Source organism: Hyphomonadaceae bacterium BL14, assembly GCA_027627705.1.
Classification (GTDB): Bacteria; Pseudomonadota; Alphaproteobacteria; order Caulobacterales; family Maricaulaceae; genus Oceanicaulis.
On record CP091242.1, the window covers coordinates 2255338 to 2266633 of the forward strand.

Annotated in this window: 13 protein-coding genes; 4 read left to right on the forward strand and 9 right to left on the reverse strand. The window is 65.9% G+C overall.

Annotated elements, in window-relative coordinates; all coding sequences use genetic code 11:
• Nucleotides 1–270 carry a type II toxin-antitoxin system prevent-host-death family antitoxin gene (locus tag L2D00_10970; GenBank protein ID WBQ12365.1) on the forward strand — a complete coding sequence of 90 codons (270 nt, stop codon included), beginning with the start codon at nucleotides 1–3 and terminating at the stop codon, nucleotides 268–270.
• Nucleotides 267–656 carry a type II toxin-antitoxin system VapC family toxin gene (locus L2D00_10975; protein ID WBQ12366.1) on the forward strand — a complete coding sequence of 130 codons (390 nt, stop codon included), beginning with the start codon at nucleotides 267–269 and terminating at the stop codon, nucleotides 654–656. Before L2D00_10970 ends, L2D00_10975 begins: the two co-directional genes overlap by 4 nt.
• A gap of 3 nt (nucleotides 657–659) precedes the next feature.
• On the opposite strand, the gene L2D00_10980 is transcribed toward L2D00_10975, so the two are convergent.
• The 3 genes from L2D00_10980 to L2D00_10990 form a co-directional block, all read right to left on the reverse strand.
• Nucleotides 660–1673, reverse strand: a complete 1014-nt coding sequence (locus L2D00_10980; protein ID WBQ12367.1) for an esterase-like activity of phytase family protein — start codon at nucleotides 1671–1673, stop codon at nucleotides 660–662.
• Between the two features lie 97 nt (nucleotides 1674–1770).
• Complete coding sequence (cobS, locus tag L2D00_10985) at nucleotides 1771–2760, reverse strand: cobaltochelatase subunit CobS (protein ID WBQ12368.1); 990 nt, start codon at nucleotides 2758–2760, stop codon at nucleotides 1771–1773.
• Between the two features lie 98 nt (nucleotides 2761–2858).
• A complete protein-coding gene (locus L2D00_10990) occupies nucleotides 2859–3491 on the reverse strand; it encodes a J domain-containing protein (GenBank protein ID WBQ12369.1) in 633 nt (210 codons plus the stop codon).
• A gap of 52 nt (nucleotides 3492–3543) precedes the next feature.
• Between L2D00_10990 and L2D00_10995 the strand changes: the two genes are divergently transcribed.
• On the forward strand, nucleotides 3544–3813 hold the full coding sequence (locus L2D00_10995; GenBank protein WBQ12370.1) for a BolA family transcriptional regulator: 270 nt from the start codon (nucleotides 3544–3546) through the stop codon (nucleotides 3811–3813).
• A gap of 253 nt (nucleotides 3814–4066) precedes the next feature.
• On the opposite strand, the gene L2D00_11000 is transcribed toward L2D00_10995, so the two are convergent.
• From L2D00_11000 to trxB, 5 genes are all read right to left on the reverse strand, one after another.
• Nucleotides 4067–4957, reverse strand: a complete 891-nt coding sequence (locus L2D00_11000; GenBank protein WBQ12371.1) for a LysR family transcriptional regulator — start codon at nucleotides 4955–4957, stop codon at nucleotides 4067–4069.
• 10 nt (nucleotides 4958–4967) lie between these two features.
• Nucleotides 4968–6227, reverse strand: a complete 1260-nt coding sequence (locus tag L2D00_11005) for an ABC transporter permease (protein WBQ12372.1) — start codon at nucleotides 6225–6227, stop codon at nucleotides 4968–4970.
• Nucleotides 6224–6946 carry an ATP-binding cassette domain-containing protein gene (locus tag L2D00_11010; GenBank protein ID WBQ12373.1) on the reverse strand — a complete coding sequence of 241 codons (723 nt, stop codon included), beginning with the start codon at nucleotides 6944–6946 and terminating at the stop codon, nucleotides 6224–6226. Before L2D00_11010 ends, L2D00_11005 begins: the two co-directional genes overlap by 4 nt.
• Nucleotides 6947–6997: 51 nt before the next feature.
• The gene (locus L2D00_11015; protein WBQ12374.1) at nucleotides 6998–8206 is read right to left on the reverse strand and encodes a DUF547 domain-containing protein; all 1209 of its coding nucleotides are present in this window, start codon (nucleotides 8204–8206) and stop codon (nucleotides 6998–7000) included.
• A gap of 94 nt (nucleotides 8207–8300) precedes the next feature.
• A complete protein-coding gene (trxB, locus tag L2D00_11020; GenBank protein ID WBQ12375.1) occupies nucleotides 8301–9272 on the reverse strand; it encodes a thioredoxin-disulfide reductase in 972 nt (323 codons plus the stop codon).
• Between the two features lie 477 nt (nucleotides 9273–9749).
• Here trxB and L2D00_11025 point away from each other — a divergent pair, with 477 nt between their 5' ends.
• A complete protein-coding gene (locus tag L2D00_11025; protein WBQ12376.1) occupies nucleotides 9750–10166 on the forward strand; it encodes a hypothetical protein in 417 nt (138 codons plus the stop codon).
• A gap of 194 nt (nucleotides 10167–10360) precedes the next feature.
• On the opposite strand, the gene L2D00_11030 is transcribed toward L2D00_11025, so the two are convergent.
• Entirely contained in the window at nucleotides 10361–11242 is an 882-nt protein-coding gene (locus tag L2D00_11030) for a mitochondrial fission ELM1 family protein (GenBank protein WBQ12377.1), read from the reverse strand.
• Nucleotides 11243–11296: the final 54 nt, after the last annotated feature.

Below are 11296 nucleotides of genomic sequence, written 5' to 3' on the forward strand. Positions count from 1 at the left end.
ATGGCCCGCACCGTCACCGTCCATGAAGCCAAAACCCATCTGTCGCGCCTCCTGCGCGCAGTGGAGGCGGGCGAGGAAATCATCATCGCCCGCGGCGACACGCCGGTGGCGCGACTGATCCTGGCAGACCCCGCCCCCGCCCCGCGCCATCAGCCGGGGGAGTGGAGCGATATCATCCTCACCGACGCCGACCATGAGGCGCTCGTCGCGCCAATGAGCGAGGAAGAGATCGCCCTGTGGGAGGCTGATCTGGAGCCCGAAACCGCGTGAGCGTGGTGTGCGACACCCACGCCTATGTCTGGTTCGTGACCGGGGATCGAAAACTGAGCCCGGCTGCGCGCGAGCGAATGATCAACTCGGACTGCTGGCTCAGCGTCGTGTCAGTGTGGGAAATGTCGGTCAAGGCCGCTGCCGGACGCACGCCGGGCATGGCGGAGATCGCCAGGCGCATGGCCCGCGACGGCGTCGGCAAGGGTTTTTCCCTGATGGGCGTGGAGATGGAGGATGCACTCGCGGCCGGCGCTCTGCCCTTGCATCACCGGGATCCGTTCGACCGGATGATCATCGCGCAGGCGCAGCGGCGTGGCCTGCCGGTCGTCAGCGTTGACGCGGTTATGGACGCATACGGGCTGGAGCGGATCTGGCGCAGCGCCTGAACGCTACTCCGGCAGATCAAAGCTCATCAGCAGCGTGCGCTGGGTGGCGCTGAAATTGTCATCGGAGATGAGGTAGAGGCGCTGACGGCCATCGACGGTCACCACGGCGGCGGCTTCGATATTGTCGACCGTCATGTCAGGCGTGATCTCGGCCAGCAGCTCACCCGCCGGGCGGTTGCGCGGATCGAGGATGGCGGCTTCGGTTATGCGGCTGATGCGGATGCGATTGCCCACATCGCGCCGCCAGAAGCGCTGCACGGCCAGGAGCTGCCCATCGCCCAGCTCAGCAAACGCCACCAGCCCGAAGCCCGGCGCCAGCTGGACGCGGTGCCCGGTCGCCTGCGCGCCCGGATCGGAGAGATCGTAGCGGAAGACCGTGTGAACGCCGGTAATGCCTTGCGGATATTCCACCCCCACCCAGGCGAAGCCCGACTGGACGGCGAGGGCTTCCAGAGAGCCGTTGTCAGGCAGATCATCCGCCCCCGGCGGCGGGGGCAGGCGGGTGGCGTTGGCCGAGCCGATCAGCGACCAGTCCTCGCCCAATATATAGGATTCCACCCGGTGATGACGTTCAAAGCTGACGAGATACACGCCGTCCGACCAATGGGCGAGGCCTTCAGCGTCGGCCCAGCGGCCCTCCAAAGGCGCGCCGTCGAAATCACGCAAGGGTGCCATGCGGGCATTATCCAGCGCCAGCGGCGCGCCGTCCGCGTCATGGATGATGTCGGCGACAAGCCATTGCCCGCGATCGGAGATGGCCAGCAGGCGCGTGCCGTCAGCGCTGAGCTCCAGCGCTGAAAACCCGCCAAAGGCGGGATCGGGGGACGTCAGGGCGAGCCCGCCGCGATAGATGAGCGCGCCTGCATCGCGGCGCTCGGGATCATCGGGATAGAGCGGGACGGAGACCGCCTCGATCATGACCGCGCGCTCTTCGCTTCGCGTATCGCCCGCTTGCGCGCCGCACGCCGCCGTCAGCGCCAGCGCGCCGGCCAGCCACAGGGGCTTGAGGTGCATCATGGGTCCGGCCCGCCTTGATCCGCAGCGCCTGCGCGCCTGAATGGACAGAGTATGGCCCGGTTCGGTGACGGTTTCAGCCCGCAAGCCGATAGGCAGATCAGGCCGCCTGCACCGGCTTCACCGCGCTTTCGGGCAGGTCCTCGCCGAACACGCGCTGATAGAATTCCGCCAGAATCGGCCGTTCCAGCTCGTCGCACTTGTTCACGAAGGTCAGGCGGAAAGCCAGGCCCGGATCGCCGAAAATCGCGGTGTTTTCCGCCCAGGTGAGCACGGTGCGCGGGCTCATCACGGTGGACAGATCCCCGGCGATAAAGGCGTTGCGGGTCATGTCGGCGACTTTGACCATGTCGGCAATCTGCTTGGCGCCTTCGGGCGTTTTGGCGGTCTCGCCGATCTTGGCCGAGACGATGGCGCGCTCGGTCTCGGCGGGCAGATAATTGAGCGTGGCGACGATGGACCAGCGGTCCATCTGGCCCTGATTGATCTGCTGCGTGCCGTGATACAGCCCCGTGGTGTCGCCCAGACCCACCGTGTTGGTGGTGGCGAACAGCCGGAAATGGGAGTGGGCGCGGATCACCCGGTTCTGGTCCAGCAGGGTCAGCGAGCCCGAGGCTTCCAGCACGCGCTGGATCACAAACATCACATCGGGGCGGCCGGCATCATATTCATCGAACAGGAGGGCGACCGGGCGCTGTACGGCCCAGGGCAGTATGCCTTCCTGGAACTCGGTAATCTGCTGGCCGTCGCGCACCACGATGGCGTCCTTGCCCACCATGTCGATACGGCTGACATGGCTGTCCAGATTGACCCGGATCATCGGCCAGTTGAGGCGCGCGGCCACCTGCTCCACATGGGTGGATTTGCCGGTGCCGTGATAGCCCTGGATCATGACGCGCCGGTTGAACGCAAAGCCCGCCAGAATGGCGCGCGTGGTCGCCGGATCGAACACATAGGTGGGGTCGATCTCCGGCACGTGCTCGCCGCGCGTGGAGAAAGCAGAGACCTTGAAGCCGGGATCAAACCCGAACAGGGCCTGGCAATCGGCGGTCGTATCGGGGGTGGCGGAAAGCAGGGCGTCGTCGGTCATGTGGATCCGGCTTTAATCTGGCAGGAGGAACAGGTCAGGTGCATCTGGTTGAACGTAACTAGCGCGCCAGGCCGGGCGGCGCCACCGCAGAGGCGCCATCACGCCATCCCGGCATTTTTCAAAATCTGATAGCTCGCGACGACCCTTTGCAATTGCTCTTCCATGGAGCGGTCGCCGCCATTGGAGTCGGGGTGATAGGCGCGCACCAGCTCGGCATAGCGCTTGCGCACCTCGCCGCGTGTGGCGGTGCGTTCCAGGCGCAGGGTCTCCAGCGCGCGCTGGTGCAGGCGGCCAAGGCCCGGTTCCGGGTCTGCCGCGCGCTCGCGCGCCCGCTCTGCGCCGGGCGGCGGGCGGTCGCCGAACAGGGAGAAGGGGTCGACGAACCCGTCCTGGAAGCTTTTGGCCGCGCGCTCGGCGCGCTTGCGCGTGCCCGACCCGGCGGAGAAATTCCAGGTGGGGCGGTGGCCGTACTGGTCGGCGCGGGCATGGGCGCGGGCCTCCTCCTCGCTCATGCCCTCAAAGAAATTCCACGCCTTGTTGTACTCGGCGGCGTGGGCGGCGCAGAACTGATAATACTCGCCGGGCAGGGCCGGATTCTTCGGCGAGCGGGCTGTCGCCTTGGCGCGGCATTGCGGATAATCGCACACGCGTTCGCGCGGCCCGGCCGCGTCACGCGGGGGCTTGATGCGGATGTCGACAAACCGCGGGCGGTATTTGTAATCGCCGTCCATGGGGGCAAGTATGGGGTGCGTCCGGTTTGCGGGCAATGAACGGGTGACGCGCATGACCACAATCGCGCAGCAGATCGAGACCGCGCTGACCGCCGCCTTCGCGCCGGCGCAGCTGGCCGTCATCGATGACAGCCATCTCCATGCCGGCCATGCCGGCGCGCGAGAGGGCGGGGAAAGCCATTTCACGGTGGAGATTGTGGCGGACGCCTTCGCCGGTCAGAGCCGGGTGGCGCGCCACCGTCTGGTCAATACCGCGCTGGCCGATCTGCTGGCCGGGCCGGTGCATGCGCTGGTGATTCGCGCGAAAGCGCCGGGGGAGTAGGCGCCAGACTTTGGTCGGCCGCCTTTTCGAACCGCAAAACCGGTGCCCACTTTTGCTGAAAAGGCTTCAGTTTTGGTTTGCCGCCTTTTCGAACCGTAAAACCGGTGCCCACTTTTGCTGAAAAGGCTTCAGTTTTGGTTTGTCGCCTTTTCGAACCGCAAAACCGGTGCCCACTTTTGCTGAAAAGGCTTCAGTTTTGGTTTGTCGCCTTTTCGAACCGCAAAACCGGTGCCCACTTTTGCTGAAAAGGCTCCTAATTCTCCCACCGCCGCGCTTCCTCAATGATGAAGCTGGCGAAGGCGGCGACGCGGCGTGAGCCGCGCAGCTCTTCGGGATAAATCAGATAGGTCTCGAACACCGGCCCACTCGTCTCGGGCAGGATGCGCAGGAGGTTGGCGTTCTCGCGCGCAACGTAGTCGGGCAGGCCTGCAATGCCGATCCCGGCTTCGCACAGGCGCATCACGCCCTTGATGGTGTTCACCTCTGCGACGGGTTCGCGCGGCTTGCGCCCGTCGCGCCCGATCATCAGCGGCCAGCCCAGCTGCGGGATCGGGGCGAGATGGCGCGGCCCGTAGGCGATCAGGCTGTGATCGTCGAGATCAGCCTCGATCAGGGGCGCGCCGCGCCGGGCCAGATAGGCCGGGGACGCGTAGAGATGCTGGCCGGCGTCCATCAGCTTGCGCTGGATGACATCCTTCTGGGTGGGTGCCCAGGGCCGGATCGCCACATCGGCCTCCAGCCGCGCAATATCCAGCTCGTGATCGGTGAGCAGGAGGCGAAGGCGGATATTGGGGAAGGCGGCGTGAAAGCCCGCCAGGCGCGGCGCCAGCCAGATGGAGCCCAGCGCCGTGGGCGCGGTGATGCGCAGCAGCCCGCTGGGCTCGTCGCGCACGTCCTGAACCGCGCCTTCGGCCAGCGCGATGCGTCCGGCGATATCGCCCGCCGCCTCGAACAGGACCCGGCCCGGCTCGGTCAGCAGGAGCCCGCGCGTATGCCGGTGAAAGAGCTTCACCCCGAGACTGTCTTCCAGCGCGGAGATCTGCCGGCTCACCGCCGACTGGGACAGGTTCAGCGTCTCCGCCGCACCGGTGAGCGAGCGCGCCTCGGCGGCGGCGTGGAAGGATTTCAGCTTGTCCCAGTCCATCGGCCGCCCCCTAAACCCGGATCGTCATGCCGTCGGCCAGCGACTGGCGATAGGCCCGCCAGGCCGGGACCATGCCCAGAAGCCCCGCCGCGCCGGTGACGGCTGCAATCACGATCAGGTCCTGCAGGCCGGGCCCGGTCCCGATCAGCACGATGCCGAACCGGGCTTCCAGCAGTGGTGCTCCGATATAGAGCGCGCCATGGGTCAGGCCTGCGCCGATCACCGCGCCGGCCAGCGCCAGCAGGACGGCCTCGGCCACCAGGAGGACGAAGATATGGCGTGGCCGGGCACCCAATGCACGCAATATGGCCATCTCGCGCCGGCGCTCATTCAGGCTGGTCAGGATGGAGATCAGGATGGAGATGAGGCCGGTGAGCACCACGAAGGCGGCGACCGCAGCCAGAGTGGTTTCCGCTGCGCCCACCACCTGCCAGAGCTGGGCCAGCGCCACGCCGGGCATGATCGCCTGCAGCGGCTCTCGCGGATAGGTGTTCACCGCCCGTTGCAGGCGCAGCGCGCCCACGGGGCTGTCGAGCCCCACCAGAAATGCCGTGATCTGGTCAGGGCTGAGATCCATGGCCGCCAGCTCGTCCGGCGTGCGCGCCGAGCCCCGGCCCGTGGCCCCGTCCAGATGGATCGCCTCGATGGCTTCCAGCGACACGAACACCGACCGGTCCACCGGCGTGCCGGTAGGGGCCAGAATGCCGGTCAATGTGAACGGGTTGAGATCATGCTCGATGAAGCTGACCGGGCCGGAGCCATGGGCGACCACGATCTCCTCTCCGACGTCATAGCCCAGCTGGCGCGCGACTGTGGCCCCGGCGACCGCCTCGAACAGGCCGTCAAAAGGTTCGCCGCCGGCGAAGCTCAGCGGCCGGCGGCCGGCATATTGATAGCGCTCGAAGAACTCGGCTGTGGTGCCCACGACCCGGAAGCCGCGATGGGAGTCACCCAGGCTGATCGGCACGGTCCAGGCCACGCCCGGCGCGCCCGCCACCTGCTGATAGCTGTCCCAGGTGATGTTGTTGGTGGCGTCCCCGATATGGAACACCGAATAGAGCAGGAGATTGACCGGGCTGGAGCGCGCCCCGACGATCAGGTCGACGCCCGAGATCGTGTTCTCAAAGCTGGCGCGCGCGCCCTGACGCGCCTTCTCGACGCCCAGATAGAGCATCACCGACACGGCCACGATGGCGACAGTCAACGCCGCCGTGAGGCCCCGGCTGAGGATGGAGCGCCAGGCCAGCGAGACGATCGGGGCCGCGCTCATGACAGCACCCCTGCGCGCTGCACATGGTTGAGCGCGGCGAGGTCTTCGGCGCGGTCAAAATGGCCCGCCAGCGATCCGTCATGACTGACAAAGACCAAAGCTGCGCCCGAGGCGGCGCATTCTTCCATCAGCAGGGTGATGAAGGCATCGCGGCTGTCGGCGTCCAGCGCGCTGGTGGGCTCGTCGGCCAGAATCAGGCCGGGCCTGCCGATGAGGGCGCGGGCCGCCGCCACGCGCTGCTGCTGACCTACCGACAGGGCGCGCGCCGGGCGGTTCCAGACCTGGTCCGGATCAAGGCCCAACCGGGCGAGCAGGCGCCGGCCTTCAGCCTCCAGCGCGGCCGGCCCGTCCGGGCGGCGCTGATCGGAGAAGCGGCCCGGCAGGGTGATATTCGCCCCGGCCGGCAGCCAGGGCAGGAGGTTGAACATCTGAAAGATCACGCCCAGCCGGTCGGCGCGGAAGCGGTCGCGGCGCGCCGCGCTCATGGCCGACAGGTCTTCGCCCAGCACCCGCACACGGCCGTCGCTGGCATCAAGGATCCCGGCGATCAGGCCCAGCAGGGTGGATTTGCCCGAACCGCTGGCGCCTTTGAGGAACACGCGCTCTCCGGCAGACACGGTGAAGCGGTCGATGGCGATCACGGCAGGTGCGCGCCGCCCATAGGCGAAGCGCACCTGGTCAAGATCGATGGCGGGGGCGCCGGGCGGGACAGAATTCATGACCCATCACCTAGCGTGAACGGCCGGTCCGGCCAAGCGCCCCGGTATGCCTCAGTTCGAAATCTCGTCACCCTCGGTGGTGACGCGGCGCGCGCCGCCTTCACTTTCCGGCGTGGTGTCCACATCCCGGATGGTGACCGAGCCGAAGCGTCCCTGACGCAGGAATTCCAGGCGGCGTTCGATGACCGTCACGACAAGGTCGCGGGCATGGGGCGGCAAACCGCTGCACGGGTTGGACGCGGTCGCTCCCATTTCACTGCCCGTCGACACGACGTTGAAGCCGCTATCGCCGCCACAGCGGTGCACGCCATTGGTCAGGTCCGCAATCAGCGTGTCATAGGTCAGGAAATCCGGCAGCTGGCCGATACTGATGGACTGGCGCGCATCCCCGTCGGCGAAGGCGGTCAGATGGCTTTCCAGATCCTGGGGCCATTGCGCGAACAGGCTGTCGCGCCATTCCTGATACAGGGGCGAGATCCGATAGCCCTGGTTGACGTCCTCGACACCGCGCAAGGCGTTCACGAACTCGCCCGCGCCGGCGGACAGCTGGGCCCAGACACGCGCGCCTTCAAACGGCTGGCGCTGAATGCTCGGACCACCGACCGACCCGGAAAAGAAGCCATACATCACGCGCGGATCGGACCAGTTGGCCCCGACCACATTGAAGCGGATATCGTTGAGGCTGAGACGCTGACCTTCGATCGTGACCAGCGGCGCGTCATGCAGCGGCTGGCCGTCAATGCGCAAGCGCGCCACATTCGTCACCGGATAGCGCCGGGCGATTTCATCAATCACCACGATATTGTGCAGGTTCAGCCAGTAGGCCAGCTGCTCGTCGGGAGACAGGCTGGCCAGCGGCACATGGCTGGGCAGGCTTTCCAGCTCGGCGCGATACTGGGAGATGACGTCCTTGTGCTCACGCGACATCGTGTGGAACACGACGCGATTGCCTTCATACCGGTAGCGCGACGTGCTGCCCAGATTGATCCGGGTGCCGGTGCGTTCCACGCGGCCGCGGCCCGGAATGCGGTCCGACCGGCCCACTTCGTAGACACTGCCGCCGAGAATCTCGCTCATGGCAGTATAGTCGATCCGGATGCGGCTGTCCTGATCATGCTCGGCAAAGCGGGCAAAGGCCGGATCGGTGGCGGCCATGGCCGCCGGCGCGCTGACGCCCGCCAGAGCAAGGACGCAAACAGCGGCGGCAGCGTGGCGGCGCCAGCGCTGAAGCGCAGGGCGTTGATCGAGCAAGGCGTTCATGGCGGCAATCCCCAAAAAAGGTTGTAACAGGCGCGCTGTATACGCGGGTCATGCCCGCGTCGTTGTTACACCCCGATGAAATTCGTGTAATTCATCAGGCCGCGTCCGCAGCGGCACCGTGGGCCGCCGCAGCCAGATAGCGCTCGGCCTCGAGCGCAGCCATGCAGCCCATGCCCGCCGCCGTCACCGCCTGGCGGTATTTGTCATCGGTGACATCGCCTGCCGCGAACACGCCGGGGATTGAGGTGGCGGTGGAATCCGGCGCGGTGACCAGATAGCCGCCCGACTTGGTCTCCAGCTGGCCGGCGAACAATTCGGTGGCCGGGGCGTGACCGATGGCAATGAACACGCCGTCGGCGGGAATGTCCTGTGTCACGCCGGTTTTCGCGTGCTTCAGGCGCACGGCCGTCACCCCGCGCACCGGCTCAGTGGTGCCCAGAATTTCATCCAGCTCGCTGTCCCAGATCACCTCGATCTTGGGATGGTTGAACAGCCGGTCCTGCATGATCTTTTCGGCGCGCAGGCTGTCGCGCCGGTGCACGAGCGTGACCTTGGAGGCGAAATTGGTCAGGAACAGCGCTTCTTCCACCGCCGTATTGCCGCCGCCGACGACCACGACTTGCTTGCCGCGATAGAAAAACCCGTCGCAGGTGGCGCAGGCCGACACGCCAAAGCCCTGGAAGGCCTCTTCACTGGGCAGGCCCAGCCATTTGGCGCTGGCACCCGTGGCGATGATCACCGCGTCGGCCGTGTAAATGGTTCCCGAATCGCCCACCAGGCGGAACGGGCGGGCCGACAGATCGGCCTCCATGATCAGGTCCTGGGCAAACTGCGTACCCACATGCTCGGCCTGGGCGCGCATCTGATCCATCAGCCAGGGACCCTGGATGACGTCGGCAAAGCCGGGATAATTCTCCACATCGGTGGTGATGGTCAGCTGGCCGCCCGGCTGCATGCCCGTGATCAGCAGCGGCTCCAGCATGGCGCGTGCGGCATAGATCGCGGCGGTATAGCCGGCCGCGCCCGATCCGATGATGACAAGCTTGGCGTGACGTGTCTGGCTCATGGGCAGTTTCCTTATCAATTCGCCATGCCGGCGGGTTTGGCAGAATGCAGGCAAATCTACTGGGCAGATTCGGGCTCGGGAGTCTCGCTTGCAGGGGTCTGTATATCAGCCTCTCCGTCAGTCTGCGCACGCGCCCATGATTGAGCCGCGCGGGCCAGAGCTGCGCCTTCGCCAGCGACAAGCCGGGCGCGCGGCCGGACGCCCCGGCGCGATATTACAGAACCACAGACATGACCCGATGTCGTTCCCGAAGCCCAACATTTCAAGTTCCCGCTGAACCGGGCAGCTGTGCGCCGCGCGTCGAGCCGCGCAAGACAAGACCGGCCGCAGCGCCGCCTGCGTGACATGGCCGGCCTGTTCCGCGCGCACAGATGCAAGGAGGGGCTGGCAGACCTGCAGACCAGCCCCGTCAAATTTCGTATGACAGGGATCGATGCATAAGTATTTATTTATGTATTAAATTATAATTTTCCGCTCATGAATTCCCACGAAGAATACACCTACATCATTCATACAAACCCCAACATTATTTACACAATGGTGGGCGCTTACGAGCGCCATGACGAAATTGTACGAGATATGCTTGTAATATTATCAGATATTAAAGCAAAACGCATAAGTGGAATGATTATTGATTTCCGCAAGGTAAACAATCCACTAGATCATTATGAGCACATTGATCTTGCCAATCGCACGCGTCTATTTTTCAACGACTACACACCGACAGGATGGATTACTGACGCAGCGGGCGCAGGTCATGCCGGGGATATGGTGCGGCTGCTGCGGGACAGGGGTATGAACACCAGGATGTTTACGAGCTGGGCGGTCCTCACAAAATGGCTGGGCTGCCCGCGGGCGGCTGATCCGTCCATCAAGGATACGCTGGAGCTCTGAAAACTGCGCAGCGGTCTCGCCAACCGCCGTGGCAGCAGGCGCTGGGTCGAACACCGGCGGGGTGCCGGTTTTGATTGACCGCTCCAAAAGCACTCACCTGGTCCGGACACCGTGCGTTCCGGGACGCGTGCCGGCATCCTTCGGTCTGGCCGGTTTCGCGTGCCTGAGTCCCGCCCCGGAGACCCCGCGCCGCATCAGGCGGCTCTCATGCCGCAGCGCGCGTCCAGCATCTCAAGCATGCGCTGCGCCGCCCTCTCGGTTTCGTGAAGCGGGACATAGGTCCAGCGCTCCAGCGCGCCCAGAAAGGGACGCACCGCACCATGACCTTCCAGCGCGGCGTAAAGCCGGCGGAACTTGCCGGGATTCCCGTCCACGCCCAAGCGGTAGACCGGCGTTCCGGTGGCCGCCGCCTCGGTGAGCATGTTGGTGGAATCCTCCGTGACGAAAATCCAGTCGGCGCCCGCGAGAAAGGCGAAATACGGGTTCGGACCGTCGTCCTGGTGCAGCCAGATATCGGGCTGTTGGCCATAGCGCGCGCGGATCAGGGCTGCGAACCCGTCCGGCGTGCGCCGCGACAGGGTGATCAGAAGGCCAATGCGATGCGCGCGCAGCGCCTCGATCCGGTCAATCAGATAGGCGCAGGCGCTTTGCGAAAACCGGTGATGCCTGGACTCCCCGCCGATCAGCACCGCCGCGCGGGGCGCGCGGATCTGAGCCAGCCGGTCGGCAAAGGCGATCCGCTCGGCCTCAAGCAGTTCCGGCGTCACCCGGTTGGGCGAGCCGATGAGGGGCAGCACATTGCGGCCTGCGAGCCGGTCATGATGCGGCGGCACGATGAGATCGAACACCTCATGATGCGCACGGGGATCCTGGATATAGACCATCAGCGCCCTTGGATACGCCGCCCGCACCGACGGCGCGGCGCGCACGGCGGCGCGTCCGCACCCGATCCAGATATCCGGCGCCGGGGCGTCCGGAACCGCCCGAGGCCCGGTGCGCGCCAGCGTGACCGGCGTGATCGCCAGCGGCGTCCGCCGCGCCAGCGCCTGCGCCAGGCCCAGCACCTGGCTGGCCATCCCGGCGCGGCCATCCGAAACGGCCCAACAGATGCGCGGTTTTGTCATAGCGCC